This window comes from Micromonospora xinjiangensis (assembly GCF_056150165.1).
On sequence record NZ_JAXCFO010000004.1, the window covers coordinates 743,916 to 770,655 of the forward strand.

The 26,740-nt window shown below is 76.3% G+C and carries 25 protein-coding genes; 10 read left to right on the top strand and 15 right to left on the bottom strand.

Annotated elements, in window-relative coordinates; translation table 11 throughout:
* Positions 1-73: 73 nt before the first annotated feature.
* The 3 genes from SM573_RS18695 to rnhA all read left to right on the top strand — a co-directional run bounded on the left by SM573_RS18695 (position 74) and on the right by rnhA (position 3,313).
* Complete coding sequence (locus tag SM573_RS18695; protein ID WP_474609685.1) at positions 74-1,357, top strand: MFS transporter; 1,284 nt, start codon at positions 74-76, stop codon at positions 1,355-1,357.
* A gap of 45 nt (positions 1,358-1,402) precedes the next feature.
* Positions 1,403-2,662: a lycopene cyclase family protein gene (locus SM573_RS18700; RefSeq protein ID WP_474616696.1), complete on the top strand. Its 1,260-nt coding sequence runs from the start codon at positions 1,403-1,405 to the stop codon at positions 2,660-2,662.
* 183 nt (positions 2,663-2,845) lie between these two features.
* The gene (gene rnhA, locus SM573_RS18705; RefSeq protein ID WP_474609683.1) at positions 2,846-3,313 is read left to right on the top strand and encodes a ribonuclease HI; all 468 of its coding nucleotides are present in this window, start codon (positions 2,846-2,848) and stop codon (positions 3,311-3,313) included.
* Positions 3,314-3,336: 23 nt separating this feature from the next.
* On the opposite strand, the gene SM573_RS18710 is transcribed toward rnhA, so the two are convergent.
* From SM573_RS18710 to SM573_RS18730, 5 genes are all read right to left on the bottom strand, one after another.
* Positions 3,337-3,555, bottom strand: coding sequence for a hypothetical protein (locus SM573_RS18710; RefSeq protein ID WP_474609682.1), 219 nt, complete (start codon positions 3,553-3,555; stop codon positions 3,337-3,339).
* A gap of 43 nt (positions 3,556-3,598) precedes the next feature.
* Positions 3,599-3,835, bottom strand: a complete 237-nt coding sequence (locus SM573_RS18715) for a preprotein translocase YidC (RefSeq protein WP_474609681.1) — start codon at positions 3,833-3,835, stop codon at positions 3,599-3,601.
* Between the two features lie 138 nt (positions 3,836-3,973).
* Positions 3,974-4,873: a pentapeptide repeat-containing protein gene (locus SM573_RS18720; RefSeq protein WP_474616697.1), complete on the bottom strand. Its 900-nt coding sequence runs from the start codon at positions 4,871-4,873 to the stop codon at positions 3,974-3,976.
* Between the two features lie 101 nt (positions 4,874-4,974).
* Positions 4,975-6,078: a DUF5919 domain-containing protein gene (locus SM573_RS18725; protein ID WP_474609679.1), complete on the bottom strand. Its 1,104-nt coding sequence runs from the start codon at positions 6,076-6,078 to the stop codon at positions 4,975-4,977.
* Between the two features lie 264 nt (positions 6,079-6,342).
* Positions 6,343-7,158 carry an SDR family oxidoreductase gene (locus SM573_RS18730; protein WP_474609678.1) on the bottom strand — a complete coding sequence of 272 codons (816 nt, stop codon included), beginning with the start codon at positions 7,156-7,158 and terminating at the stop codon, positions 6,343-6,345.
* A gap of 316 nt (positions 7,159-7,474) precedes the next feature.
* On the opposite strand from SM573_RS18730, the gene SM573_RS18735 reads away from it, so the two are divergent.
* The 3 genes from SM573_RS18735 (at position 7,475) to SM573_RS18745 (ending at position 10,116) form a co-directional block, all read left to right on the top strand.
* Entirely contained in the window at positions 7,475-7,942 is a 468-nt protein-coding gene (locus SM573_RS18735; protein ID WP_474609677.1) for a DUF5818 domain-containing protein, read from the top strand.
* A gap of 97 nt (positions 7,943-8,039) precedes the next feature.
* Entirely contained in the window at positions 8,040-8,669 is a 630-nt protein-coding gene (locus SM573_RS18740; protein WP_474609676.1) for a GNAT family N-acetyltransferase, read from the top strand.
* A 28-nt stretch (positions 8,670-8,697) separates the two neighbouring features.
* Positions 8,698-10,116 carry an RtcB family protein gene (locus SM573_RS18745; protein WP_474609675.1) on the top strand — a complete coding sequence of 473 codons (1,419 nt, stop codon included), beginning with the start codon at positions 8,698-8,700 and terminating at the stop codon, positions 10,114-10,116.
* Between the two features lie 166 nt (positions 10,117-10,282).
* Here the strand turns inward: SM573_RS18745 and SM573_RS18750 are convergent, their stop codons facing one another.
* Positions 10,283-10,711: an archease gene (locus tag SM573_RS18750; protein ID WP_474609674.1), complete on the bottom strand. Its 429-nt coding sequence runs from the start codon at positions 10,709-10,711 to the stop codon at positions 10,283-10,285.
* A gap of 69 nt (positions 10,712-10,780) precedes the next feature.
* Between SM573_RS18750 and SM573_RS18755 the strand changes: the two genes are divergently transcribed.
* On the top strand, positions 10,781-11,383 hold the full coding sequence (locus SM573_RS18755) for an MBL fold metallo-hydrolase (RefSeq protein ID WP_474609673.1): 603 nt from the start codon (positions 10,781-10,783) through the stop codon (positions 11,381-11,383).
* Between the two features lie 10 nt (positions 11,384-11,393).
* Here the strand turns inward: SM573_RS18755 and SM573_RS18760 are convergent, their stop codons facing one another.
* Together SM573_RS18760 and SM573_RS18765 are read right to left on the bottom strand one after the other, a co-directional pair.
* On the bottom strand, positions 11,394-12,065 hold the full coding sequence (locus tag SM573_RS18760; RefSeq protein WP_474616698.1) for a B3/B4 domain-containing protein: 672 nt from the start codon (positions 12,063-12,065) through the stop codon (positions 11,394-11,396).
* A 68-nt stretch (positions 12,066-12,133) separates the two neighbouring features.
* Positions 12,134-12,745 (bottom strand): LysE family translocator, encoded by a 612-nt coding sequence (locus tag SM573_RS18765; RefSeq protein ID WP_474609671.1) that lies wholly within the window; start codon positions 12,743-12,745, stop codon positions 12,134-12,136.
* A gap of 65 nt (positions 12,746-12,810) precedes the next feature.
* Here SM573_RS18765 and pdxR point away from each other — a divergent pair, with 65 nt between their 5' ends.
* The gene (gene pdxR, locus SM573_RS18770; RefSeq protein ID WP_474609670.1) at positions 12,811-14,325 is read left to right on the top strand and encodes a MocR-like pyridoxine biosynthesis transcription factor PdxR; all 1,515 of its coding nucleotides are present in this window, start codon (positions 12,811-12,813) and stop codon (positions 14,323-14,325) included.
* An 84-nt stretch (positions 14,326-14,409) separates the two neighbouring features.
* Here the strand turns inward: pdxR and SM573_RS18775 are convergent, their stop codons facing one another.
* Complete coding sequence (locus SM573_RS18775; RefSeq protein ID WP_474609669.1) at positions 14,410-15,405, bottom strand: LacI family DNA-binding transcriptional regulator; 996 nt, start codon at positions 15,403-15,405, stop codon at positions 14,410-14,412.
* Positions 15,406-15,557: 152 nt separating this feature from the next.
* On the opposite strand from SM573_RS18775, the gene SM573_RS18780 reads away from it, so the two are divergent.
* Both SM573_RS18780 and SM573_RS18785 read left to right on the top strand, forming a co-directional pair.
* Entirely contained in the window at positions 15,558-16,142 is a 585-nt protein-coding gene (locus SM573_RS18780; RefSeq protein WP_474609668.1) for a CGNR zinc finger domain-containing protein, read from the top strand.
* 353 nt (positions 16,143-16,495) lie between these two features.
* On the top strand, positions 16,496-18,577 hold the full coding sequence (locus tag SM573_RS18785) for an NPCBM/NEW2 domain-containing protein (RefSeq protein WP_474609667.1): 2,082 nt from the start codon (positions 16,496-16,498) through the stop codon (positions 18,575-18,577).
* 69 nt (positions 18,578-18,646) lie between these two features.
* Here the strand turns inward: SM573_RS18785 and SM573_RS18790 are convergent, their stop codons facing one another.
* The 6 genes from SM573_RS18790 to SM573_RS18815 form a co-directional block, all read right to left on the bottom strand.
* Positions 18,647-19,459 carry an alpha/beta fold hydrolase gene (locus SM573_RS18790; RefSeq protein WP_474616699.1) on the bottom strand — a complete coding sequence of 271 codons (813 nt, stop codon included), beginning with the start codon at positions 19,457-19,459 and terminating at the stop codon, positions 18,647-18,649.
* 144 nt (positions 19,460-19,603) lie between these two features.
* Positions 19,604-22,000 carry a hypothetical protein gene (locus SM573_RS18795; protein WP_474616700.1) on the bottom strand — a complete coding sequence of 799 codons (2,397 nt, stop codon included), beginning with the start codon at positions 21,998-22,000 and terminating at the stop codon, positions 19,604-19,606.
* Entirely contained in the window at positions 21,997-23,757 is a 1,761-nt protein-coding gene (locus tag SM573_RS18800; protein WP_474616701.1) for an ABC transporter permease, read from the bottom strand. Before SM573_RS18800 ends, SM573_RS18795 begins: the two co-directional genes overlap by 4 nt.
* Entirely contained in the window at positions 23,754-25,034 is a 1,281-nt protein-coding gene (locus SM573_RS18805; protein WP_474616702.1) for an extracellular solute-binding protein, read from the bottom strand. Before SM573_RS18805 ends, SM573_RS18800 begins: the two co-directional genes overlap by 4 nt.
* Entirely contained in the window at positions 25,031-25,657 is a 627-nt protein-coding gene (locus SM573_RS18810) for an ATP-binding cassette domain-containing protein (RefSeq protein ID WP_474609662.1), read from the bottom strand. The genes SM573_RS18805 and SM573_RS18810 overlap by 4 nt, the downstream gene beginning before the upstream one ends.
* Before the next feature lie 100 nt (positions 25,658-25,757).
* A complete protein-coding gene (locus tag SM573_RS18815) occupies positions 25,758-26,735 on the bottom strand; it encodes a helix-turn-helix transcriptional regulator (RefSeq protein WP_474616703.1) in 978 nt (325 codons plus the stop codon).
* Positions 26,736-26,740: the final 5 nt, after the last annotated feature.

Consider the following 26,740-nt stretch of genomic DNA (forward strand, 5'->3'; position numbering starts at 1 on the left):
GCGCCGCCCATGGCGTCCGTCCCGCGGAAATCCGGCGGCCCGGTGTCCGTGGTCGCTGGTAGGTTCACCCGCCGTGGGAGCGCAGACGGGGGAGCGGCTCGGGCCGACGTTCGCGAAGCTCTGGTCGGCGAGCACCCTCTCGGCGCTCGGCAGCGGCCTGGCCACCGTGGCCGCCCCGCTCTTCGTCGCGTCGCGCACCGACGACCCGCTCGTGGTGGCCGCCGCCTCCGCCGTGGCGTGGCTGCCCTGGCTGGTCTTCGCCCTGCCCGGCGGCGTGCTCGTCGACCGGGTCGACCGGCGCCGGCTGATGGTGGTCATCGACTGGGTACGGGTCGCGGCGCTGGCTGTGCTCGCCGCCGCGATCATGACCGGTCGGGCCGGCGTGGCGCTGCTCTACGCCGTGCTGTTCGTGGTCAACACCGGCGAGATCGTTTTCCGGGCGGCCAGCCAGGCGCTACTCCCGGCCGTGGTGCCGAGGGCCCGGCTGGAACGCGCCAACGGATGGCTCAACGGCGGCAGCACGCTCATGCACGGCATGCTGGCCGGCCCACTCGGCGGCTTCCTGTTCGCGCTCGCGGCGAGCAGCCCGTTCCTGGTCAACGCCGCCACGTACGCGCTGAGCGCGGTGCTGATCGCGCTCGTCGGCGGCAGCTACCGCGCGGCCGGCCGGAGTGGCCCGGCCGGTGCTCCGCGCAGCGGCTCGGTGTGGGCGGAGATCGCCGAGGGGTTCCGCTGGCTGGCCGGGCAGCGGCTGCTGCGGACCATGGCCGTCCTCATCGGGCTGCTGAACGTGACCCTCACCGCGGCGGTCGCGGTGCTGGTGCTGCTCGCCACCGAACGGCTGGGCCTCGGCTCGGTCGGTTACGGGGCGCTCTTCACCTGCATGGCGGTCGGCGGGGTGCTCGGCGCCCTGGTCGGCGACCGGCTCATCGCCCGGGTCGGTGCCACCTGGACCGTCCGGCTCGGGCTGCTGGTCGAGGCCGGCCTGCACCTGGCGCTCGCCGCCTCGCGCAGCGCCACGCTGATCGGCTTCGCGCTGCTCAGCTTCGGCGTGCACAGCGCACTGTGGAACATCGTGGCCAACTCGCTGCGTCAGCGGCTGACCCCGGAACCGCTGCAGGGGCGGGTCGCCAGCACCACGCTCTTCGTGGCCGCCGGAGGGAACTGCCTCGGTGCGCTGCTCGGCGGGGCGGTCGCGGCCAGGTTCGGGCTGACCGCGCCGTACTGGGTGGGTTTCGTGGTGGCCGTCGCGGTCTCCGCCGCCACCTGGCGCGTCTTCGACCGGGCCACCGTGGCCCGCGCGTACGCCGACCCGGCCCCGGCCGAGGACGAGGGGCACGCCACCCCTGTGCCGTGACCGGCGGGGCGCACCGTCGGGTCCGCCCGACCGGCGGCCGCCGCGATGTGGCAGCGTGGACGGATGCACACCTCGGTCGACGTGGACCTCGCCCTGGTCGGGGGCGGCGGTGCGGCCTCGCTGTTCCTCGCCGCCCTCGACCGTCACGGCGTGCGGGGACTACGGGTGGCCGTCGTCGACCCCGTGCACCGGCGCGGCCAGGACCGGACGTGGGCCTTCTGGCACCACCCGGGCGACGACCTCGACCCGCTGCTCAGCGCGAGCTGGCGGCTGGTCGAGGTGGTGACGCCCCACGCGCGCCGCGTCCTCGACCTCGCGCCGCTGCGGTACGCCATGCTCCGCTCCGGGCCGGTCTACGAGCGGGCGGCCGCGGCCGAGCGGCGCCTCGGGGTGACCCGCGTGACCGCCCCGGTCGAGGCCGTGGACGACGACGGCGAGCGGGTGCTGGTGCGCACCGCCGGTGACGGGCCCGCCGTGCGGGCCGGCTGGGTGCTCGACTCCCGGCCATGCCCGCCCGCCCGCGCCGGCCGTACGACCTGGCTGCAGCACTTCCGCGGCTGGTGGCTGGAGTCCGACACCCCCGCCTTCGAACCGGCCCGGGCGGTGCTCATGGACTTCCGCACCCCGCAGCCCGCCCGGGGTGTCTCCTTCGGCTACGTGCTGCCGGTCAGCGACCGGTACGCGCTGGTCGAGTACACCGAGTTCTCACCCGGCCTGCTCACCGGCGCCGGCTACGACGCCGCGCTGGCCCGCTACCGGGACCTGCTCGGCCTCCCGGCCGGCGTGCGGGTGCGCGAGGTGGAGAACGGCGTGATCCCGATGACCGACGCGCCGTTCGTCGCGCGTCCCTCGCCCCGGGTGGTCCGCCTCGGCACCGCGGGCGGCGCCACCCGACCCTCCACCGGGTTCACGTTCTCCGCCATGCGCCGCCAGGCCGACCAGATCGCCCGCGCCCTCGCCGCCGGCCGGCCCCCGGTGCCGCGCCCCGCGTACCCCCGACGGCACCGGTGGATGGACGCGGTCGCGCTGCGCGCGCTGGACCGGGGCACGGTCGGCGGCGTGGACTTCTTCGACCGGCTCTTCGAGCGCAACCCGCCCGAGCGGGTTCTGCGGTTCCTCGACGGCACCACCACGCCCGCCGAGGAGCTGGCCGTCATGAGCTCCACCCGACCGGGACCGATGATCGCCGCCACCACCGGGGACGCTCTGCACCGGCTGCGCGACCGGCTCCGCGCGCCACACCCGGCGCCGCCCGTTCCGCCCCCGGTGCGCGACGGGCTCACCCCGGCCGCCGGCGCCGGGTGACCCGGTCACCCGGCGCGGCCCGCACACCGGTCAGCCGAGCTCCCGGTGTGCCCCCACGGCGTCCCGCACCGGCTGTGCCTACCGTCGACTCCGCCGCGACCGCCCGGTGACCCGGCGCGACACCCGGTGCCGTCCTGGGCCCCGGCGGGGCCCGGCGGGCGCCGCTCGGGGTAGGTTGCCGGCATGGTGGAGGCCGGACGAGTGGTGCAGATCTGGACCGACGGCGCGTGCAGCGGCAACCCCGGGCCGGGCGGCTGGGGCGCCGTGCTGCGCTACGGCGGGCACGAGCGGGAGCTGTGCGGCGGCGAGGCGAGCCCGACCACCAACAACCGAATGGAGCTGATGGCCGCCATCCGGGCGCTGGAGAGCCTCACCCGTCCGGTCGCCGTCGAACTGCACACCGACAGCACGTACGTGCGCAACGGCATCACCAGCTGGCTGGCGTCGTGGAAGCGCAACGGCTGGCAGACGGCGGCCAAGCAGCCGGTCAAGAACGCCGACCTGTGGCAGCGGTTGGAGGCCGCCTGCGCGCGGCACCAGATCACCTGGCGGTGGGTGAAGGGGCACAACGGCCACCCGGAGAACGAGCGGGCTGACGCGTTGGCGAACCGGGGCATGACCGAGGCTCGGGCGGCCGTCGCTGCCCGCTGAGCGCCGTCGTCAGGGTTTGCTCGTCACGGGTTGGGGTCGACGGCCCCCGAGACGTCGTCCACGTCGTACCCGGCGCGGCTGACCTCCCGCGCCGACCGTCGGTCCTCGGCCGGCAGGTCGGCGAAGTCGTCGCCGGTGGCGGCGTCGGGCAGGGACTCGCCCGGCCGGCGCAGCGACGCCTGCAAGGCGGTGGTGCCGTCCGGCTCGTCGGTGTCGGCCCGGTCGTAGCGCTCCTCGGTCATGCCCGACTCCTGCCCCGTCGCGCGCAGGGCAAACCCCCGGCGCTCAGCGGGCCGCGTCCGGGTGCCCCGGCATGCCGGAGCCTCCACCGCTGCCCCCGGACGAGCCACCCGCGACGCCCGAGCCGTCGTCCTCGGTCACCACGTCCGGTCGCACGTCGGTGTCGTCCGGCGCCGGCACCTCCGTGTCCGCCTCCACCTGGACCAGCCGGGCCTGGCCGGCCTCGTCCTCGGCGTGCTCCGGATCGACCGGCTGCTCGCCCTGACGCGTTCTGAAGCCCACGGTCGCCTCCCCGTCGCTGCCGTCTCGGATCGGCCGTGGCTACCCGGCCGACAAACCGGCGAAACGTCAGGCCACCGGCCTGCTCGCGTTGACCGGTCTGGCGCCGTGGCGCCGGGGGTCGGCGCCGGGCGCCCGGCGTCAGCGGCGGCGTCCGCGCCGCGCGGGCGCCGGGCGCCCGGCGGTGCGGGGCACGGGGGTCAGCGGCAGTGACGTCCAGTGCGCGGGCCGGTGCCGCCCCGCCGGCAGCCGGGTGCGGGCGTCGCCCCGGGCGGCGTCGAGCTGCGACTGGTGCACGAAGAGGCTCTCCGAGAGGTCGGCCCCGCGCAGGTCCGCGCCGCGCAGGTCGGCGCCGGTCAGGTCGGCCAGGCGCAGGTCCGCCCCGCGCAGGTCGGCGCCGATCAGCAGCGCGCCCCGCAGGTTGGCGCGGCGCAGGTCGGCGCCGCGCAGGTCCGCCCCGAACAGGTGGGCGCCGCGCCGGTCCGCGCCCGGCCGTCCGCCGCGTGAGCGCGCGGCCTCGGCGGCCCGGGACAGCAGCGGGTTGACGCGGTCGCGGTGGGCGTCGACATCCAGCGCCAGCAACTCCTGCGCCGTGCCGCCGGTGCGCCGCGCGATCTCCGCGTGGGCCCGCTCCAGCTCCTCGCGCAGCCCGGCCGGCGGATGCAGGGCCAGCGCCTCGGTCAGGTACCAGAGCAGCTCGTGCAGCGGCCGCATCACCGCGAAGGTGTCGAACATGACGGCCGCCGTCTCCGGCGCGGACCGCCAGTCCCGCCCGCCGAAGGTCACCTGGGCGACCCGCTGCCCGGCGCCGAAGCAGTCGAAGACGGTGCAGCCGGCGAAGCCCCGGCCGCGCAGCTCGGCGTGGATGCCGCAGCGGTGGTCCGCCGCCAGGTGGGGGCAGGGCTGCCCGGCGGGCTTGTCGAGGGCGAAGTCGGCGGACGCGGCGAAGGCGGGCGCGACGCAGCAGAGGCCGAAGCACCGCGCGCAGTCGGCCCGCAGCTCGTCGCGCGCCGGCCGCACCGGCCGGGAGCTCTCCGACACGCTGACCTTCTCCTACCGCTCGTCCGGGTGTCACCGGCGCGGTGGGCGCGGGCGACCCCCCATTGTCCCGCGCGAGGCGGGTCCCGGCCGGGGCGGGGTGGTCACCGGGCCCGCGGGTCCGCGGCGGCGGGGGAGCGGGGGTCGGGGGCGCGGCCGTCGACCGCCCGTCGCGGCACGAGGCGCAGGATGGTGCGGTCGCCGTCGGCCCGGCCGTACTTCTGGTCGAAGCGCCGGGCCACCGGCGCGCGCTCACCGTCGGCCGGCTCGACCAGCGCGAACACCCGGGGTGCGGACCGGGGCGTACGCGGCGGCAGCTGCGCGCGGGCGGTCAGCGGCCGGCTGAGCCGGAACGACCCGCAGTCGATGTAGTGCTCGCCGTCGACCTCCACGTACGGGACCTGGACCTCCGCGACGTCCGAGTCCTCGTCGCGCAGCGTCACCCTGATCGACCAGTACCGCTCCAGCGTGAGCGTGGCCCGCTCGTGTTCCCACAGCTCCTCGAACCGGGCGTGCACGAACCCGCCCCACGGGCTGTCCATGTCGACCTCCAGCTGGGGGACGTTGAACGACAGCTTGCCGACGGGGAAGAACGAGATCAGCGCCTGCCCGTCCCACTGGTAGAGCTGGATCGACGGGGAGGCGTCGTAGATGCGCACCTGGAACCGGGCCCGCTGCGCGGCGTCGAGGTCGCTGCCGAAGGCGGCGAGGTGGCGCAGGTTCGCCCGGATGTGCGCGGGGACGTCGACGCGCTGCCGCTCCAGCTCCTCGGAGCGCTGCTGGGCCGCCGTGCAGTCCGGGTCGAGCAGGAGCAGCTGCACCTCGGCGCCGCCGCGCAGGGCCGCCCGCACCGCGTCGAGGGTGGCCTCCCGGTGCCGGTTCTCCAGCAGGATCGTCCAGGTGTCGAGGATGCGGACCCGGCGGCAGCTGCGGTGCAGCCGCCCCACGAACGCCTGCTGGTCGAAGCTCAGGTGCTCCTGCACCCGGGCCTTGCGGGCCTCCTCGAAGAGCGGGTCGAAGATGACGTACGAGATGGCCGCCAGCACCACGCTGGCGCCGAGGTTGAGCAGCAGCTCGCTGAGGAAGCCGGTGCTGCGCCACGCGGCCAGCAGCATGACGACCGCCGTGCCGAGCAGCGCCCCGCCGACCACGAACGCCCGCCGCTGCCGAGGCGTACGACCCCTGCGCCAGCCGCCCGCCCGCCGCATCCGGCGCCCCCTTCCGGCCCCGGCCGCCCCGGCGCCCGGTGATCAATTCGGACGACGGCAGGATACGTGCCCGCTTTGCCGGCCGCTGTCCCGTTCGTGACCGCGCGGCCGAGTCGGTCTCGCGCAGAACATGGTGGAGAACGAGGTGGACCTCGACCGGACGCGGCGCATCCGGCCGTACCACCACCACCGGCTCGCCGCCGCCGCTGACCACCACCACCGGCTCGCCGCCGCCGCTGACCACCTCGGCCGGGCCGCCGTCCGTCAGGACGGCTCGACACGCCGCCAGTCGTTCGACGTGAGGGCCGAGGCCTGCGGGCCCATCGTCAACATGCCGCCGTCGACGGGCCAGGAGGCGCCGGTGACGTACGCGGCGGCGGGAGAGGCGAGCAACGCGACCACGGCGGCGATCTCCCGGGCGTCGCCCGGCCGTCCCACCGGCACGCCCGGCCGCTGCTGGGTGAACGGGTCGACGTCCTCCTGCCCGGTCATCGGAGTGGAGATCTCACCGGGCGCGACCGCGTTGACGGTGATCCCGTCGGCGGCCAGTTCCTGGGCCATCACCTTGGTGAGCAGCCCCAGGCCGCCCTTCGCGGCGCAGTACGCGGCCGAGCCGACCCGCGGCGCGTGCTCGTGCACGCTGGTGATGTTGATGATCCGCCCGCCAGCGCCCGCGGCGCGCATCCGGCGTGCCGCACGCTGCCCGCAGAGGAACGGGCCGTCCAGGTCGACCCGGAGGACCTCGCGCCACTGCTCCCAGGAGGTGTCGACGTAGGGCACGGACGCGCCGGTGCCGGCGTTGTTGACCAGGACACCGACGCCGCCCAGCCGGTCGGCCAGCTCGTCGATCACGTCGGCCGCCGCCGGCAGCCGGGTCAGGTCCATCTCGGCTACCTCGCAGCGGCGGCCGGCGCCGGTCACCTCGGCGGCCGCCCGGCGTGCGCCGTCGGGGTCGCCGTACCAGGCGATGCCGATGTCGAAGCCGGCCTCCGCGAGCGCCACGGCGCAGGCCTTGCCGATTCCGGAGTCGGCGCCGGTCACGATCGCGATGCGGGGATAGTGTTCGAAGCGTGCGGGCATGCGGGCGCAGTACCCGCTCGGCGCGGACGCAACCGTACGTCGACCAGCACCCATGTCGCCGGCGTCGCCCCCGCCGCCCGCCGTGCACAATGGAGCCCGGCGAGGCCGTCGTCTCGCGGGACCCCGCCCGGTGCGTCGGGCTCCCGTCGCGGCCGGCAGCGGGCCTCTCGCCTCCGGCGAGGCGTCGACGGCGGGTCGGCGGTGGGTGCTTCCGGGCCCGGCGAGGCGTCGACGGCGGGTCGGTGCGCCCGATTCCGGCGGTCGCGGGAACCGCGCGGGCCCGGCCGACCGTCCCACCCGGTGGAGGTGTCCCGCGATGCGTCGAACCAGCACCCTGCTCACCGCCGTCGCGCTGCTCTGCGCAGCGGCGGCCTGCGCGCAGCCCCACACGCCCGAGGCGGTGTGGACCAGCTCGCCGCCGCGCCCCGGCTCGGCCCCGGTCAGCTCCGCGCCGCCCTCCCCAGCCGGGTCGGCGCCGGTGGACACGCCGCCGGCCGCCTCCGCCCCCGGTGCTCCGTCCCCGCACCGGCCCGGGCCGTCCGGGGGTGACACGCCGGGCCCGTCGCTGTGGGGCGAGCGGACGCTGACCGGCACGGTCGAACGCGCCGGGAGCTGCCCGGTGCTGCTCGTGGGCCAGCGGCGGTGGGCGTTGACCGGCGCCGCGACGGAGGCGCTGCGCGTCGGGGAGCGGGTGACGGTGCACGGCGAGGTGGCTCCCCGGTCGGGCTGCGGGGTGCCGCACCCGGCGGGCACGCTGGCGGTCGACCGCGTCGAGCCCGCCTGACCACGTCCACCGTCGTCCGGCCGGCGCCGCGACGGCAGCGTGCGATGATCATGTCGCGCGGGCCGCGGTGGCCGGCGGCCGGGAGGGACGGGACAGCGTGCGGGTACGCCGGATCGGAGCGGAGGAGGTGACCTCCGCGGCCGACGTCCTGGCCGACGCCTTCGTCGCGTACCCCTGGACGAGCTGGACCGTCGCCGCGGACCGGCACCGGGAGCGGCTCGTCGCGCTGTTCGCGCTCACGATCGAGGCGGTCGGCCTGCCGTACGGCGACGTGTGGGCCGCCCTGGACGCGGACGGCCGGCCGGCCGCGGTGGCCGTGTGGTTGCGCCCGGACCGGCCCGTCCCGGACGAGGTGTGGGCGGCGGTCGCCGCTCGGGGCGCCGAGCTGGCCGGCGACCGGTATCCCGCCATGGTGGCGGCGGAGGCGGCGTGCGCCCCGCTGCGCACCGCGGAGCCGGCCTTTCTGCTGGCCAGCGTGGGCGTCCGGCGGGACCGGCAGGGCCGGGGACTGGGCGGGCGGGTGCTGGCGCCCGGGTTGGCCGAGCAGACCCGCTCCGGCCGGCCCGCGGTCCTGGAGACCTCGTCGCCGGAGAACGTGCGGTTCTACGAGCGCCGCGGTTTCCGGGTGACCGGGGAGATCGTGGTGCCCGACGGCGGCCCGCGCGTCTGGGCGATGCGCCGGCCGCCGGGTGACGACGACCCCGAGGGCGAGCCGCACGGTGTGTAACCGCCACCGGCCGGGGTAGCCCGCGGGCATGGAGCTGGTGGAGGAGTCGCCGTACCGGTTCCGGATCGATCAGCAGGGCCCCATGCGGGTGCCGGGGGTGGTCTTCGCGACCCGGTCGCTGCTGCCCGACGCCGGCGCCGACAAGTCCCTCGAACAGGTGGCGAACGTCGCCACCCTCCCGGGCATCGTCGACGCCTCCTACGCGATGCCCGACGTGCACTGGGGCTACGGGTTCCCCATCGGCGGCGTGGCCGCCACCGACGTGGAGCACGGTGGCGTCGTGTCGCCCGGCGGCGTGGGGTTCGACATCTCGTGCGGCGTACGCCTGCTCGCGGCCGACCTCGACCGCGCCGAGCTGACCCCCCGGCTGGACGCCCTCATGGACGGCCTCGCCGCGTCGACCCCGCGCGGCATGGGCAAGGGGGCGGTCTGGCACCTCACCGACCGCACGGACCTCGACGGGGTGCTGCGCGGCGGTTCCCGGTACGCGGTGGAGCGCGGCTTCGGCGTCGAGCGCGACCTGGAGCGCTGCGAGGACTACGGCGCGGTCGACGACGCCGACCCGCGGCAGGTCAGCGAACGGGCCATCGAGCGGGGCGCCCGCCAGGTCGGCAGCCTCGGGTCCGGCAACCACTTCCTCGAGGTGCAGGCGGTCGAGGAGGTCTACGACGACGCCGCGGCGACCGCCTTCGGCCTGCGCCCCGGGCAGATCTGCGTGATGATCCACTGCGGCTCCCGGGGGCTGGGCCACCAGATCTGCACCGACTACGTCCGGGGCATGGAGAAGGTCATGTCGCGGTACGACATCCACGTGCCGGACCGGCAGCTCGCCTGCGCCCCGGTCTCGTCCCACGAGGGGCGCGCCTACCTGGGCGCGATGGCCGCCGCCGCCAACTACGCGCGCGCCAACCGGCAGCTGCTCACCGACTCCACCCGTACGGTCTTCGCCCGCGAGGTGGGGCGTGACCTGGACCTGGTCTACGACATCTCACACAACCTCGCGAAGATCGAGAACCACCGGGTCGACGGTGCCCGGCGCAGCCTCTGCGTGCACCGCAAGGGCGCCACCCGCGCGCTCCCGCCCGGTCACGAGGACCTACCCGCGGACCTGCGCGAGGTGGGGCAGCCGGTGCTGATCCCCGGCTCGATGGGCACCGGCTCGTACGTCCTCAGCGGCGTACCGGGCTCGCCCGCGTTCGCGTCCACCTGCCACGGAGCGGGCCGGGTGCAGAGCCGCAAGCAGGCGGTCAAGGCGGAGCGGGGCGCCGACCCGCGCCGCCAGTTGGAGGAGCAGGACATCGCCGTACGCGGCGTCTCCCGCCGGGGGCTCGCCGAGGAGATGCCGGCGGCGTACAAGGACGTCACGGCGGTCGTGGAGTCGGCCGAGGGCGCCGGCCTGTGCCGCAAGGTCGCCCGGCTGGTGCCGGTGGGCGTGGTCAAGGGCTGACCCGCCTCCGCGCGCCCCCGCGGTGACTCTCCGCGGCCGGCGGGGTCGCGGCCACAGGGATGTCGTGGTCTCGCCCGCGCTGGAGGCCGCGACGTCCCCGAGGTCGGTCACGCGCGGGAGCGGGCACTCGCGCGGTGCCGCGCTGGGTGGCCGGGGCGCGGGGGTGTCAGACGTCGAGGGTCACGGCGCACCACCAGCGGCCGCCGTCGGAGCCGAACCTCAGTTCGTGCAGGGACACCGCCTTCGGCACCGCGCCGACCAGCTCGACCGTGTCGGTGCCGGTCATCCGCCAGCGCACCAGGAGGCCGCCCGTGCCGTCCTCGCTCACCTCGGTGGTCAGTGGCAGCTCGTCCGCCGTGTCCATCCGGAAGATCACCTCGTCGAGGACGGCGACCAGCAGGTCCTCGTCGCCGGCGGCCGGGGCGCGGAACTCCCGTTCCGGGCCGGGACGCGCTCCGGCGGTGTCGGTGAAGGTGCCGACCAGCGCCGTCACCGCCTCGGCGACGCACGCCTCCCGGGTGGGCGCCCACGCCTCGATGCGGACGTCGGCGGTGTGCGGCACGCACCGGTGCCCCCGCTCCGCTGACTGCTCCATGCCCCGATCATCCGTCACCGGGCGCCATCCGTCCCCGAAGCCGAGTCGATCGCGCGTTACCGTCGCCGGATGCAGATCACCAAGTTCACCCACTCCTGCGTGCGGCTGGAACACGACGGCGCGGTCCTGGTCATCGACCCGGGTACGTGGAGCGAGCCGGAGGCCCTCGTCGGCGCGGACGCCGTCCTGGTCACCCACGAGCACACCGACCACGTCGACGCGCGCCAACTGGCCGACCTCGGCGTCCCGGTGTACGCCCCGGAAGGCGCCCACCTGCCCGACCTCGGTCCGGCGGCGGTGACCCGGGTGCGTGCCGGGCAGCGGTTCACCGCTGCCGGGTTCCCGGTGACCGCGGTGGGCGGGCGGCACGCGGTCATCCACGACGGGCAGCCGGACTGCGTGAACCTCGGCTACGTGGTCGGCGAGGACGTCTATCACCCGGGCGACAGCCTGCACGTGCCGGCGGAGCCGGTGCGGACGCTGCTGCTCCCGGGGCAGGGGTCCTGGATGCGGCTGGGTGAGGCGATCGAGTTCGCCCGGGCGGTCGGCGCGGCCCGCGCGTACACCATCCACGACGCGCAGATCAACGAGCGTGGCCTCGGTAGCGTCACCGGGTGGTTCGCCGAGACCGTCGCGGGCTACCGCCACCTCGCGCCGGGCGAGACGGCCTGACGGCGCCCGCCTAGGGCCGTACGGCGGCCGGGGCCGCGCCATCGGCCGTCGGGACGTCGACCGCCGGGGCGTCGCCGGTCAGCACCGCGTGCCCGACCGGCTCCGCCCCGATCCGGGCCACCTCCGCCCGCAGGGTGTCGACGAGCCGGGCGACGTCCCGCGCGGCCGTCGCATGCAGCGCCTCGGCCACGATCAGCACCCGCGAGGTCTCCGTCCGTACGGCGGACCAGCCGCTCTGCCGGTTGGTCCAGCGCCGCGCGTGCGCGCGCCCCGCCGAGTCGGCGAACGTCACCTCGCCGGGCTCCGGCCGCTCGATGCCGCCGCCGAACGTCACGTACTCCTCGTCGCCCCGGGCGTGGCGCACCGTCAGGTCGCCGGTGATCCGCGCGGTGTCGAGCACGGCGACGGGGACGGCGTACGCCACGGAGATCGCGTTGCAGAGGTCCACGAGCGGGTGCAGCCGGGGCAGTTCCCCGTCGAGCCGTAGCCGCCGCAGCAGCGCCTCGGCCGCGCACCGGTACCGCGTCGGTCTCAGCCCGGTCGCGGCGAAGGCGCGCCGCCACGCCTGGATCTCCGGGAAACCCGACTCCGGGCCGGTCGCCAGGCGCGTCCGGGCCCGGTCGGTGAAGTCGTCGACCCGTGACCCCACGGTGAGCGCCGGGGTGACGCCGCGGGCGGCCACGACGCCGGCGACGAGGACGGGAAGGCCGCCCGGACGGCGGGGGAGTGCTGGAAGCGCACGGGTTGCTCCTATCGGTCGCTGAGGACGAGCGAGACGCCGAGGGCGACGAACGTGCCGGCCACGGTGCGGCGCAGCCAGGCGGTGACCCGGGGGCGGGCGAGCACCCGGTCCCGCACCGCGGCGGCGGCCACCCCGTAGCCGCTGAACACCACGAGGGTGAGCAGCATGAACACGCCGCCGGCGGCGAGCATGCCGCGCGTGGCGCCGGCGCCGGCGGGGTCGACGAACTGTGGCAGGAAGGCGACGAAGAACAACGTCGGCTTCGGGTTGAGCAGGTTCACGAGCACCGCGGTGACGATCACGCGCAGCGCCGAGCGGGGCGTCTGGTCGGCGGCCGGGGTGAACGCAGTGCGGTCGCGCAGCGTCGACCCGGCGACGAAGAGCAGGTACGCGACGCCCGCGTACTTCACCACCTCGAACGCCGTGGCGCTGGCCGACAGCAGCGCGGCGAGCCCGGTGACGGCCGCGAGCAGGTGCGGCACGGTGCCGAGCGTGCAGCCGACCGCGGCGACCAGGCCGGCCCGGGCGCCGCGGGACAGCCCGGCCGACAGCGTGTAGATCACCCCGGTGCCCGGGGTGACCACCACGACGAGTGTGGTGACCAGGAACGCGATGCTCACGATGATCCTTCCGACGGTGGCGACGGTGGTGCCGCCTGCGCTCACTCTGCTGGCAGGATGGTCCGATGAGCAGGGCCAAACCATCGCCGTCGAAGAGGTCCAAAGTTGCGAGGCTGGGGGACCCCCCGGCTCTCCACGCCGGCTCGGACTTCCTGCACCTGGACATCACCGACGCGCCCCCCGGCGGCAGAGCCGCCTGGCTGGCCGGCCGGTTGCGCGACGCCATCGCCGACGGGCGGATCGCCGTGGGCGACCGGCTGCCGGCCACCCGGCTGCTCGCCACCGACCTCGGAGTCTCCCGGGGTGTCGTCACCGAGGCGTACCAGCGGCTGGCGGAGGAGGGGCGCATCGCCGGCCGGGGCCGCGCGGGCACGATCGTCGTCGCCGCGCCGCCGCCGGCCCCGCCGGGCGTCGCGAGCACCGCGCCGACGGCGAGCACGCTCTTCCCGCGCGTTCCGGGCACCGACATCTTCGAGGCGGTACGCACCGCGCCCGCCCGCATCGACCTGACGCCGGGCGTACCCGACCTGGCCGCTTTTCCGCGCGCGGACTGGCTGCGCGCCGAGCGTTCCGTGCTGCGCCGCCTCGCCGCGGCGGACTTCGGCTACGGCGACCCGTGCGGGGCGCCCGCGCTGCGCGCGGCCGTCGCCGCGTGGCTGGCCCGCAACCGGGGCATCGCCGTCGACCCGGCGGAGGTGATCGTCACCGCCGGTGTCTCCCAGGCGCTCGGTCTGCTCGCCCAGGCGCTGCGCGGCGACGGGATCGACCGGATCGCCGTGGAGGAGCCGGGCTCGCTCGGCGTACGCCAGCACCTGAACAACTGGGGGATGACCACGCCACCGGTCACGGTCGACGCCGCCGGGCTGCGGGTCGACGAGCTGGCCGCGGGCGACGCCCGCGCGGTCATGCTCACGCCGGCGCACCAGTTCCCGACCGGGGTGGTGCTCGACGGCGACCGGCGCCGGCAGCTCGTCGACTGGGCGCGCGACGGTGGGCTGATCGTCGAGGACGACTACGACGCCGAGCACCGTTACGACCGCCCGCCCGTGCCGGCGCTGCGCGCCCTGCTGCCCGAGCAGGTCTGCTACGCGGGCAGCGTCTCCAAGCTGCTCGCCCCGGCGCTGCGGATCGGGTGGCTGCTCGTGCCGCCGCGCTACCGGGACGCCGTGGTGGCCGCCAAGCGCAACGCGGACCTCGGCACCTCGGTGCTGCCGCAGCTCGTGCTCGCCGAGCTGATGACGACGGGCGCCCTGGAACGGCAGTTGCGGCTGCTCCGCCGCCGCCACGTACGCCGCCGTGACGCGATGGTCGCCGCGGTGCGGCGGCACCTGCCCGGCGCGACGGTGCACGGGGCCGCGGCCGGGCTGCACCTGACGGTCACGATGGACTGCCCGGTGACCGACACCGACCTGGCGGCGGCGACGCTGGCCCGCGGGGTGAAGGTGCAGCCGCTGTCGTGGCACTGCCAGCGGCCGAACCGACCCGGGCTGGTGCTCGGGTACGCCGCGCGCGGCGCGTCCGACATCGAGGAGGGCGTCGCCGTGATCGCCGCCGCGCTGCGACGACCGCGCGCCCGCTGACCCGCCGTGCCGCGACGACCGCGCGCCCGCTGACCCGCCGTGCCGCGACGACCGCGCGCCGGCTGACCGGCCGCGCCGACGCGGTCAGCCGGTCGACGGCGCGCTCTCCCGGGCCACGACGGTGTGCGGGGCGGTGATCTCGACCGGCGGCACCTCCGGGCGGCCGATCCGGGTGACCAGCCGGGCGACGGCCGCGCGGGCGATGCCGACGACGTCGGCGGCCACGGTGCTCAGCGACGGTCGGGTCCAGCGACCCTCCTCGGTGCCGCCGAGGCCGATGACGGCGACGTCCTGCGGCACGCGCAGCCCGGCGTCGGCGGCGGCGCGTATGGCGCCGATCGCGAGCGGGTCGGAGTAGCAGACGATCGCGTCCGGGGGCGTCTCCTGCGCGAGGAGCGATCGGGCGGCCTGGTAGCCGTCGGCGTGCCGCCGGTGCTCGGTGGCGCGCAGAAAGCCGGCCGGCGGGCTCACTCCCGCCCGGCGCAGGGCCAGCCGGTAGCCCGCGGTGCGGGGCCGTGGCGTCTGCGGGGTCTCGTGGGGGTGGGCGCCGATCGCCGCGATCCTCCGGCGTCCCGTGCGCAGGAGGTGCTCGGTCGCGTCCGTGGCCGCGCGCGCGGCGTCGAGCGCGACCCGGTCGCAGCGGTCGTCCCGGCCGTCGCCGAGCAGGACGACCGGCGTGGCGGCGACCACGTGCGCCTCGATCAGCTCGCGGGGCACCACCTCCGCGTTCAGCAGGATCCCGTCGGCGGGTACCGTGCGCGCCTGCGGCGTGACCCGCCCGCGCGCCGACCGGAGCTGTTCGACGACGACGCGGTAGCCCTGCCGGGCGGCGACGCGGAGGACCGCGCGGGTCAGCTCGTCCACGCAGGGCACGTCGGCGGTCACGAGCGCGAGCAGGCCGGTGCGTCCGGTACGCAGCTGCCGGGCGGCGAGGTTCGGCCGGTAGTCGAGCTCGCCGATCACGTCCAGGACGCGCCGGCGCAGCGCGTCGCTGACGGACGGATGGCCGTGCACGACGTTGGACACCGTTTTGGCGGACACCCCGGCGACGCGTGCCACGTCCTTCAGCGTCGTGGCCACGACGCCTCCTCCCGCCTTCCCCCGCCCGGCGGCGGGTCGTCCCCCGTCGCCGTACACCGGCGAATGGCGTTCGCTGGTGTACATAGGACGGTCGCAGAGGGTCGCGACACCTGTCAAGGCGTTACGGTGGTGTGCAGACCGAGGGGGTGCCGGTGGACCAGGAAGCCGTCGTTCCAGCCGCCGTCCGGCTGGTGCGCGACTTCGTCAACACCTTCGAGCCGCAGGTGGACGACGAGTGGTTGACCACGCCCGGGCGGTTGCGCGACTGGTTGGCCGAGCGGGCCCTGATCGCGGCGGACGCGCGGCTGCGCGGCGAGGATCTCGCGTTGGCGCTGACGATCCGCGAGGGCATCCGGTCCGTCCTGCTGGCCCACGCCGGTCACCCCACCGACCCGGCGGCCCTGGCCGTTCTCGATAAGGCGCTGGCCCGGGTGCCCGTACGCCTGGAGTTCGGCGGCGGTCGCCCGCGCCTCGTCGCCGCGGGCGACCGGGCCGTCGACGGCGCGATGGCCCGGATCGTCGACGCGATCCGCGAGTGTGTCGAGGAGGGCTCCTGGACCCGGTTGAAGGCCTGTGACCGGGATACCTGCCGGTGGGCCTACTACGACGCCTCCCGCAACCAGGCACGCCGCTGGTGCTCGATGGCGGGCTGCGGCAACTACGTCAAGATGCGCCGGGCCTCCGCCACCCGCAGGCTGCGGCGTGCCGCGGCCGGCGGGGCCGACCCGCGCGGGTGAGCCGGCGGGGAGGCTGTCCTGCCCGGTCGAACGGGGGCGCAGGAACGGCAGATCCCTGGCGACACCTCCTCCGTGCATGGTCCATCCTCGGGGCACACCTGCGCGAGCTGGCGCTCCGTCGCGGTAGGACGGTCCACTACTCGTAATTTACGAAATATTATTGACACGCGCTCGTAACCGGATGCAGGATCCCTGGGAACACGGCGCGTGGACGGGCCCGGCAGCCCATCGCGGAGCGTGCCTCGACGGCCCCGGGCTGTGCCGGTGGGTCGGCCGGGAGCAGGTCGAGGCGGAGGAAGGGCCGTGCCCGGGCCGCCGCGGCGTCGGCACCCCCGGCAGCAAAGGAATCCGATGTGAAACGACAAGGCCTCACCGCCCTGCTGGCCGTCGCGGCCAGCCTGCTGCTCCTACCCCCGCCCGCCCAGGCCGCACCGGCGGCCGGCGTCGCCACCGCGCCGGCGCCGCAGCAGGTGCTGAGCCCGACCCCGTACCAGGGCTGGAACACCTACTTCGGCCTCGGCGGAAACTTCTCTGAGCAGTCGGTGCGCGAGGTCGCCGACGCGCTGGTCTCGCGTGGCCTGGCCAGGGCCGGCTACGACATCGTCTGGCTCGACGGCGGCTGGCAGGACCCGGAGCCACGGACGGCCGCCGGTGACCTCCAGGCCGACCGGACCCGCTTCCCCGACGGCCTGAAGCCGCTGGTCGACTACATCCACGCCAAGGGCCTGCGGGCCGGCATCTACACCGACGTGGGCCCGTACATCCCGGGCAAGTGCGGGCTCGGCAGCGGCGGCGGCTACTACCAGCGCGACGCCGACCAGTTCGCCGCCTGGGAGTTCGACGCGGTCAAGGTGGACTTCCTCTGCGGCATCGCGGCGGACCTGGACCCGAAGACCGCGTACACCGAGTTCGCGCGGGCGCTGCGCAACAACGCCAGCGGCCGTCCGATGATCTTCAACCTGTGCAACCCGGTGACCTCGCCCGACTGGGGCGACTACCCGCCGGAGCAGCAGTCCACGTACTCCTGGACGTACGCGCCGGAGATCGCGCAGTCCTGGCGGACGTACACCGACGTGGGCTTCGTGGGTGACATCAAGTTCAAGGACGTGCTGCGCAACTACGACGCGAACGCGCGGCACCCCGAGGTCGCCGGGCCGGGCCGCTACAACGACCCCGACTACCTCGCGCCCGAGCTCGGGATGAGCGACGAGGAGTTCCGCACGCAGATGTCGCTCTGGGCCATGGCGGCGGCGCCGCTGGTGATCGGCAGCGACGTACGGAAGCTCAGCCAGGCCTCCGTCGACATCCTCACCGACGCCGACGCACTGGCGATCAACCAGGACCGGGCCGTCGTGCAGGCCGTCCGGGTCGGCCCCGCCGGCACGACCGAGACCTGGGTGAAGCGCCTCGCCAACGGCGACCGCGCCGTGCTGCTGCTCAACCGGGGCGAGACCTCGACGATCCTGACCACGAAGGCCTCCGCCGTCGGCCTGTCGGGGTCGCGGTTCACCCTCCGCAACGCGTGGACCGACCAGGTCACCGAGAGCGCCGGCACCATCAGCGCGGCCGTCCCCGCGCACGGCGCGGCGCTGTTCCGGGTCGCCCGGGCACACGGCGCGCCGGGCATTCCGCACCTGACGGCCGGGCTGCCGCGCGTGACCCGCGTCGGCGGCGACGCGCTCCCCGAGGGCGCGGCCCCGGTGCTCGCCGGGGGCGACGCGGCCCGCGTCGAGGTCGTCGTCCGCAACGACGGCGGCCGGCCGGTGTTCCGGCCCACCGTCGCGCTGGCCACCCCGGCCGGCTGGACGGTCCGCCCCCTCGACCGCGCGCCCGCGCTGCTGCCCCCCGGCCGCACGGCCACCGTCGCCTTCACGGTGACGCTCCCGGCCTCCGCGGCCCCCGGCGACGCCGCGCTGACCGCCACCACCTCCTACGACGTGCTCGGTCACGGCCGGGTGGCCCAGCGTACGGTCTCGGCCCTGGTGATCGCGCCGGCGCCACCGGACGGTGTGACCGTCCTGTCGCACCACAGCTGGATCAGCGCCACGAGCGGCTGGATGAGCCCGACGGTCGACCTCAGCGTCGGCGGCTGGTCGCCGATCAGCATGCTCGGCCAGGTCTACCCGACCGGCATCGGCGTGGCGTCGCCGTCGACGGTCCGCTACTACGTGGGCGACCAGTGCAGCCGGTTGACCGCCGTGGTCGGCATCGACGACGCCGTCCGCAACGTGGGGCCGGAGGGGGGCACCTCCACCTTCCAGGTCGTCGGTGACGGCCGGGTGCTCTACGACAGCGGCGTCGTCACCCGGGACGCCGTCCGCCAGGTCGACGTCGACCTGAGCGGCGTCCGGGTGCTCGACCTGGTGGTCGGCGACGCGGGCGACGGCGGCTACAACGACCGCGCCAACTGGGCGAGCCTGAGCGCCACCTGCTGACCCGCCGGCTGTCGCACCCGGGTGACCCGTCATCCGGGTGCGACGTCGTCGGCAACCCGGCCGGGGAGGTCAGCGGTCGCCCGACGCGGCGGTGCCGGTCGCGGCGATCACCCGGGCGAGGGTGGCCGGCGCGGCCAGGTGGGGGAAGTGACCGCCACCGGGCACGACGTCGACGGTCACCTCGGGCAGCATCGACGCCAGCCACCCCCGGTACGCCGCAGAGGGCTCCCGGCCGGCGACGTAGTGGTACGGGATGCCCAGCTCCCGGATCCGCCCCAGCCTCCGTACCCACTGCGCGACGAACGCCTCGTCCGTCGCGACCAGGACCTCGTTCCAGTACCCGAGGAGCAGGTCCTGCCGCGGAGTGCTGGCGGTGCGGACCAGCTCCCGCGCCGTGGGGGGCAGCTGGTCGATCCCCATCCCGGCCAGCAGCGAGTTCCAGAGCTGCAGATGGTCCGGACCGCGCAGCACCGGCTCGCTGCGGCGCAGCAGCTCGCCGAACGGGCCCAGCAGCAGCGGCTGGTCCACGTTGACCACGCCCCGGCTCGGGTGGCGCGCGGCGTAGGCCGACACCACCGCCCCGCCGATCGAGTGGCCGACCACCACCGGGCGGTCGAGCCCGGCGTCCGTCACCGCCTCGTGGACGGCGTCCACCACCTCGTCCATGTCGTAGGTGTCGCGCCTCGGAGACTCGCCGTGCCCGGGCAGGTCGAGCGCGAGCACCCGCCGATCCGGGTCGAGGGCGGCCAGCGCGCCCAGCGTCGGCCCCCACTGGCGCCGGTCGTACGTCAGGCCGTGCACCAGGACGACCGGCGGGCGGCCGTTGCCGCTCCCGCGGCTGTCGGCCGCGAGACCGCCGAACCGCCGCTGCGCGTCACTCATCTCGTTCCCTCTCACGCCGCCGGCCGGCCCAGCCCGCCCGACCGAAGCCGCAAATCACCCGATCCTAGCCGCATCCAGACCAATCGATGCTCGTGCGGCGGGCGGCGTGCGGCGTGCGGCGGGCGGCGGGCGGCGGGCGGCGGGTCAGCTCTCGTGGACGGGCGCGTTCAGGCGGCCGTCCGCCGCCGCCTGCCCCTCGTCGTCACCGACCGCCTCGCAGACCGCCGCGGCGTCCACCCAGTGCCGGCGTGCCTCGTCCGGGTCGCCCAGGGCCGCAGCCGCGTCACCGAGGTAGAGCAGCGTGCGACCGAGCCCGGCGGTGGGCCCGGTGCCCTCGCGCAGCCGCCGGCTCTCGGCGAGCATCTCGTACGCCTGCCGCGCCTGCCCGCCGCCCGTGGTGAGCAGCGTGGCACCGGCGTTGAGCAGGGCGGCGGCCCGGCTCGTCACGTCATTGATCGACTCGTACTCGCGCAGCGCCGCCCGCCACGCCTGCGCGGCGTCGAGGTGCTCGCCCAGGCCGGCGTGCACCAGCACCAGGTTGGTGAGCGCCGCCGCGTAGCCCCGCGGGTCCCCGAGCGCGCGGAACGTGTTCGCCGCCCGCACCAGGTGGTGGTGGGCGGCCTCCAACTCGCCCCGGGCCAGCCGGGCGGCGCCCAACCCCAGGTCGGTCAACGCGTGCCCGGCCCGGTCCGCCCCGGAGCGGTGCCGCCGGGACAGCTCCAGGTGCTCGACCGCGTCGTCGGTCTGCCCGAGGTCGAGCAAAGCCAGCCCGAGGTTCATCCGGGCCTGCGCGGTGCCACGCCGGCCGCGCTCCGCGACCGCCATCGTCAACGCTGCGGCCGCCCCCTGCGGATCGTGTCGGCGCCGGCGCAGCGCGCCCAGCTCGTTGTGTGCCCAGCCGGCGATCTCCGGCCGGTCGTCGGCGGTCGGCGTGGCCAGGACCGTCCGGCACACCTGCTCCCACTCGGCCAGCCGCTCGGCGTGCGCCAGCCACCCGCACAGCGCCACGGCCAGGCGGAACCACCAGCGGCGCACGCGGCGGGGCAGGGTCTCGGCCGCGCCCGCCGGCACCCGCACCACCGCCAGCAGCAGCTCCTGGTGCAGGTCGAACCAGCCGTACGGGTCGTCGTCGAGCGGCAGTGACCACTCCCGGTCCGGTGGTGAGCCCAGCGCGGCGAGGTTCGCCGCGTGCCGCTCGGCGCGCCGGGCCAGGTGCCGGGTGAGCCGGGCCTGGGCGGCGACCCGGCGGCCGGCCGGGTCGGCGTCGCGCAGGTGCAGCCGGGCGTAACCGGTGAGCGGTGGCCGGATCTCGTACCGGTCGCCGGCGGCGCCCACCACGAACGCCGAGGCGGTCAGCTCGTCGAGGAGGGCGGCCACCCGGTCGGGCCGCCGGCCGGCCAGCGCCGCGATGGCGGCCCGGTCCACCGGTGCGGGGGCGAGGGACATCAGCCGGTACAGCCGGCGGGCCTCTGCCGACAGGGCGCGGTAGGCGGTGTCCGCCTCGGTGATGAGCCGCGCCGCGGGGGAGACGGAGATCCGCTGGTGCGGGGGCGTCCCCACGGCCCGGCGCAGCGCGTCCAGCACGTCCCCGTGTCGCCAGCCGTGCTGGGCCGTGCGGTAACCGAGCGCGTGGACCGTCCGTGGCTGCCGCCCGCAGAGCCCCACGATCTCCGGCACCGCCGGATCGGTGCGCGGGTCGACCCGCCGGGCGCGGGCGGCGGGGCTCGCGTCACCGGCCGCCGCGAAGATCTCCACCGCGTCGGCGGCGTCGGGCTCGTCGACCCAGTGCTCCGCGACGCCGGGCAGGCCGGTCAGCGCGGGCCCCCCGGCGAGCAGCAGCCGGCAGGTGCGGGCGGTCGGCGGCAGCAGCGGCCGGACCTGCTCGGGGCGGTCCACGTTGTCCAGCACCAGCAGGATCCGCCTGCCGTCGAGCTGCCGGCGCAGCGCGTCAGCCGCCTCGGCGAGCGCGTCCGCCCGCCCCGACGTCGGCGGCGGCGTGCCCACGATCCGGGCCAGCGCCGTCAGCACCTGCCGCGCGGACCGTGGCCGGCCGCCCCGGCGCAGGTCGAGGTAGTACTGCCCGTCCGGGAAGTCGGTGCGGCACCGGTCGGCCGCCTGCACCGCGCAGGCCGACGTGCCCACGCCCCGCCGGCCGCGTACGGCCACCGCGTGCTCGCGGGTCAGCAGGTCGACGACCGTCCGGATGTGCTTGTCCCAGCCCGGCACGCGTTCCGGCGCGGGCCAGCCGGTCCGGCGGCCCGGGTAGGGGAGGGTGGGTGTGGCGGCGCCCGAGGTCGCGTCGCCGTCCGCCGACCGCGGGTCGTCCGGCCGGTCGGCCCGGCGGCGGCGCACCTCGAACAAGACCCAGCCGATGCCGCCGCTGACCGCCACCGCGATGCTGGCCGGGCCCAGCACGCCGCCGGCCAGCTCGGAGAGCAGGTTGCTGGCGATGTTGGCGACGACACCACTGACCAGCGTGCCGACCGCGACCAGCACGGGCCAGCGGGGTGGACGCCCGCCGCCGCGAGCCGGGGCGCTCACCGGACACCGCCGGACACCAGGCCGGCCACGAGGTGCCGCCGGGCGAGGACGACCAGCAGCACCGGCAGCACCGAGGCGATCACCGAGCCGGCGGCGAGCGCCCCGCTGTTGGCCACGAAGCCCCGGGTCTGCCCGGCGAGGAACAGCCCGAGCGGCGCCGCGTCCGGGCCGCTGAACAGCAGCCCGACCACCAGGTCGTTCCAGACCTGCACGAACTCCAGCACCGACACCGCGATGATGGCCGGGCGGCAGTGCCGGGCCAGCCGGCTCATCGTGCCCCACCAGTGCCGGCCGGTCAGGCGGGCGGCACGAACCTGATCGGCCGGCAGGTCGGCGAAGGCGTTGCGGAGCACCAGCACGGCGAACGGCACACCGAGCGCCACGTGCACCAGCGCCAGCCCGCGCGCCGTGCCCGAGGAGAGCACCACACCGAGCACCTCGTTGACCGGCCCGGCGATCACCTGCACCGGCACGACGACGGCGGCCATCAGCAGCAGCCCGGTGGCCTGCGCGGCCGGCCCGGTCAACCAGGCCAGGGGGTACGCGGCGAGCAGCGCGGCCACCAGCACCGTCGCGGTGACGACGGCGGCCAGCAGCAGCGTGAACGCGAGTGCCCGCCACAGCTCCGAGCCGGTCAGCACCTCCCGGTAGGAGGCCAGGCTGGGCGGCGAGGACCACCAGCCACGGGACGCCGCGTCCACCGGCCCGTGCAGCGACGTCGCCACGAGAACGGCCAGCGGCACCAACCAGGCCACGGCGGCACCGGCGGCGAGCAGCCGGACCGGCCGGGACGGCGGGGGTGCCCCCGGGTCGGGTTCGGCGGCCCGGGGCGGCGGCCACGCCTGCCGGACGAACAGCGCCGCGACCAGCATCCCGGCGGCGACCGCCACCAGCCACACCACGCCGAGCGCGGCCCCCTCACCGGTGGTGGTGCCGCCGGAGGTCTGCCACACCCGCAGGGCCAGCACCGCGGCCTCGTCGCGGACCGAGCCGGGCGCCATCACCAGGATCAGGTCGAACGTCCGGCTCGTGCCGAGCGCGACCAGGGCGAAGACCACCGCGACGGTGCGCAGCAGCAGCGGCCGCCACTGCGCGTCCCAGAGCACGTGGCGGCCGGTGCCCCCGTACGCGCGGACCGCGTCGGCCAGGCTCGACGGGAGCCGGTCCAGCGCGGCCCGGAAGACCAGCACGGCGAGCCCCACCCAGGCCCACACGAAGGCCGACATGAGCGCCACGGTGACCAGGCCCGGGCCGAGCAGCTGCGGAGTCGCCTCACCGGCGCGCCCGGTCAGCCGGGCGGCGATCAGGGTGGCGAGCCCCCGCGACGGGTCCGGGTCGTACATCAGCCGGAAGGTGACGCCGGTGACCACCAGCGGCAGCGCGATCGGCACCACCAGGATCAACCGGACCAGGCCGCCCTCCTGGGAGCGCCGGGACGCCACCGCGAGCAGGTAGCCCAGCCCGGTGACCACGGCGGGCACGAGCAGCGCCCACAACAGCGTCCGGCCGACCACGGCACCGGTGCCGGGCGCGGCCAGCGCGGCCCGGAAGTGCGCGTCGCCCACCCAGCGACCGTCGCTGGTCACGCTGGCGTGGACGGTGCGCAGCACCGGCCAGAGCACCAGCCCGCCCAGGAGCAGCCCGGCGGGCAGCATCAGGGCCGAGGTGGCGCCCGCCGCGGGGTACGCCCGACCGCGCCGGGGCGGCCCGACGTCGTCGAGGACGACCGGTTCGCCGAGCACGGGCAGCCTGCTCACCGGCCACCACCCGCGTTGCGCGCCGCGGCGGCGAGCTGGCTGGTGGCCCGCCGGATCGCCTCGCCGGCCCGAACGCCGTCGGTGACGTCGGCGAAGAAGTCCTGCATGATGCGCCAGCTGCCGACCCCGTCGGAGCCGGTGAACGGCCCGGGGAGCCGGTCGGAGAGGTCGAACCGCAGGGTCTCGGCGCCGCGCATCTCCCCGGCAAGCCGCGCGCGGAGTGGGTCGGCGTACTCGTCGGGCGCGACGGTGACGTCCGGTGACAGGTAGCCGCCCGCCCGCAGCCAGGGCCGGAAGGTGCCCGCGTCGGTGAGCCAGCGCACCAGCTCGACGCCGGCGCGGTGGTCCGCGAACGCCACGGCGGCGTCACCGCCGACGATGAGCGGGCCGTCGCCCGCGCGGGCGCCGGGGAACCGGAACGTCGCCGGCTCCTCGTCCCCGCGCCGGAAGCGGCGCACCACACTGTCGGCGAAGTCGCCCTCGAACACCGTGACCGCCCGGCGGGTGCGCACCACCTGGATGACCGACTCCTCGTACTGGGTGAGCAGCGCCCGGCGGCCACCGCCGGGGAAGGCACCCGGGATGCTCCATATCTCGGCGAGCCGGTCCAGCGCGTCGCGGACGGGGCGACCCTGCCAGTCGGCGTCCGGCCCGGCGAGGGCGTCGTAACCGTCGGGCGCCACGTCGGCCAGCACGTTCTCGAACCAGTCGGTGAGCACCCAGCCGTCGGCGGCGCCGATCGCCAGGGGGGCCGGACCGTCGCCGCGCCGGGCCCGGGTGGCGAGGGCGCGGGTCAGGGCCACCAACTCGTCCCAGGTGGCCGGTGGCTGCGGCAGCGCCGACGGCAGGTGCCAGAAGAGCGACTTGTGCGCGGCCTTCACCCACACGCCGTAGCGGCGGCCGTCGACCTGGAGCAGGTCGGCGAGGCCGGTGGGGACACCGTGACCGGCGGGGAGGGCCAGCGGGCTGAGCCAGCCCCTGCGGGCGTACTCGGTGACCAGGCCGGGGCGGGGCAGGATCGCGACGTCGGGGCTGGTGCCCGCGAGCTGCCGCGCGCGCAGGAACGCGTCGATGTCGTTGCCGGCGCTGACCACGTGCACCGGCGCGCCGTAGCCGGCCAGCACGGCGCGGAACGGGGCCAGCTCACCGCCGCTCCAGACGACCGCGACCTGCACCGCCCGGTCGCCGCCGGAGCAACCGCCGGCCGCGGCCGCCGCGACACCCGCTCCGGCGGCCCGGAGCAGGGTACGGCGGCGCAGCCGCCCCGGCGCCGTCACCGCCCCACCGCCTCCGTGCCCAGCTCCACCCGCCGCGGAAACTCGTCGAGGGTGGCCGGATCGGCCGTGCACACCAGCACGGCCATGCCGGGGGCGTCCGGTGGGGAGAGCCGGGGCACCAGGTCACCCAGCCGGCCGCCGTCGGCCGTCCCGGACGGCAGGTCGACCACCAGTACCTCGGGCAGGCAGGCGGCGGCGCGGGCGAGCGCCACGCGGAACCGTTGGGCGTCGGAGAGCAGGTGGGGCAGCAACGAGAGGGTGGGCGCCAGCTCCAGCCGCTCGATGACGGTGGCCGCCCAGTCGTCGGCCATCTCCCGCACCCGCTCCCGCTTGCGCTGGCCGTACTCGATGTTGCGGCGCACGGTCAGCTGCGGCAGCAGCGCCCCGCCGGCCGGCACGTAGCCGATCTGGCGGCGCGGGGGCGGCAGCTCGGTCACGTCCCGCCGGCCGACCAGGATCCGCCCCGCCAGCGGTGGGGCGAGCCCGGCCAGCACCCGGGCGACCGCGGTGCCGACCCGGGGCGGCGCCACCAGGGCGGCCATCCGGCCCGCCGGGACGTCCAGGGTCACCGGCCCCCAGCCGGGGACGGGGACCAGCTCGTGCAGCCGTAGCGTGACCCTCACCTCCGGTGACCTCGTCGACCCGTCCCAGGGTGGCACATCGTGCCGACAATCGATGCCCCGCGGATCTCCACAGTGGAGCGGCGCGAGCGCCGGGGCGCGGTCAGGCGGTGCCGTAGAGGCGGGCCAGGCCGGCGGCGGTGGCCGTCAACCGCTCCCGCAACGCGGCGGGCGCGAGCACCTCCACCTCGGCGCCGAGGCGCAGCAGGTCACCGTGCGCGTGGGTGAGCGACTCGATCGGCAGGACGGCGGTGACCCAGCCGTCCACGTCCGGCGGCCCCGCGCTGGCGTCCACGGCGGAGACGACGAGGTCGTTGGCGACCTCCCGCAGCCGTTCCCGCCCCGCCGGGGAGAGCCGTACGGTCGCCTCGTCGCGGTGCAGCCGTGCCCGGAACTCCCGTACGTGGGCGCGCCACCACGCCGGCAGGTCGAAGCCGTCCGGCCGGTCGAAGCCCTCGTCGAGCGTGGCCAGCGCGAGGATCTGGTTGACCCGGTAGGTGGCCGGATCGGCGCGCCCCGGTCGGGCCGCCACCACATACCAGCGACCGCCCTTGAGCACCAGCCCGTACGGCTCCAGCACCCGGGTCACCTCGCCGTTCCAGCCGCGGTAACGCACCTCGACACGGCGCTGCCGCCACACCGCGTCCGCCGTGGGCGCCAGGTGGAGGGAGGCGTCGCCGTCGGCGTACCAGTTCGGCGTGTCGAGGTGGAAGCGCTGCTGGAGCCGGGTGGCCCGCTCGCGCAGCGGCGGTGGCAGTGCGGCGGCGAGCTTGAGCTGGAGCGCGGCGACCACGGCGCCGTCGCCCAGCTCGTCGGCCGGGCCGGGCAGGCCCGCCAGGAAGAGCCGGTCCGCCTCGTCGGCGGTCAGGCCGGTCAGCCGGGTGCGCCAGCCGTCGACCAGTTGGTAGCCGCCCGCGTGCCCGGCCTCGCCGTAGAGCGGGATGCCGGCGGCGTGCAGCGACTCCACGTCCCGGTAGATGGTGCGGGTGGAGACCTCCAGGCGCTCGGCGAGCTGGTTGGCCGTCATCCGCCCGTGCGCCTGGAGGAGCAGCAGGACGGAGAGGAGTCGACTGGCCCGCATTCCAC

What these genes read in the sequence shown, in the direction of transcription:
- SM573_RS18700 (WP_474616696.1), top strand. Translation starts at nt 1,403, where the DNA reads ATGTGGCAGCGTGGACGGATGCACACCTCGGTCGACGTGGACCTCGCC.
- rnhA (WP_474609683.1), top strand. Translation starts at nt 2,846, where the DNA reads ATGGTGGAGGCCGGACGAGTGGTGCAGATCTGGACCGACGGCGCGTGC.
- SM573_RS18710 (WP_474609682.1), bottom strand. Translation starts at nt 3,555, where the DNA reads ATGACCGAGGAGCGCTACGACCGGGCCGACACCGACGAGCCGGACGGC.
- SM573_RS18725 (WP_474609679.1), bottom strand. Translation starts at nt 6,078, where the DNA reads ATGCGGCGGGCGGGCGGCTGGCGCAGGGGTCGTACGCCTCGGCAGCGG.
- SM573_RS18730 (WP_474609678.1), bottom strand. Translation starts at nt 7,158, where the DNA reads ATGCCCGCACGCTTCGAACACTATCCCCGCATCGCGATCGTGACCGGC.
- SM573_RS18735 (WP_474609677.1), top strand. Translation starts at nt 7,475, where the DNA reads ATGCGTCGAACCAGCACCCTGCTCACCGCCGTCGCGCTGCTCTGCGCA.
- SM573_RS18745 (WP_474609675.1), top strand. Translation starts at nt 8,698, where the DNA reads ATGGAGCTGGTGGAGGAGTCGCCGTACCGGTTCCGGATCGATCAGCAG.
- SM573_RS18750 (WP_474609674.1), bottom strand. Translation starts at nt 10,711, where the DNA reads ATGGAGCAGTCAGCGGAGCGGGGGCACCGGTGCGTGCCGCACACCGCC.
- SM573_RS18755 (WP_474609673.1), top strand. Translation starts at nt 10,781, where the DNA reads ATGCAGATCACCAAGTTCACCCACTCCTGCGTGCGGCTGGAACACGAC.
- pdxR (WP_474609670.1), top strand. Translation starts at nt 12,811, where the DNA reads ATGAGCAGGGCCAAACCATCGCCGTCGAAGAGGTCCAAAGTTGCGAGG.
- SM573_RS18790 (WP_474616699.1), bottom strand. Translation starts at nt 19,459, where the DNA reads ATGAGTGACGCGCAGCGGCGGTTCGGCGGTCTCGCGGCCGACAGCCGC.
- SM573_RS18815 (WP_474616703.1), bottom strand. Translation starts at nt 26,735, where the DNA reads ATGCGGGCCAGTCGACTCCTCTCCGTCCTGCTGCTCCTCCAGGCGCAC.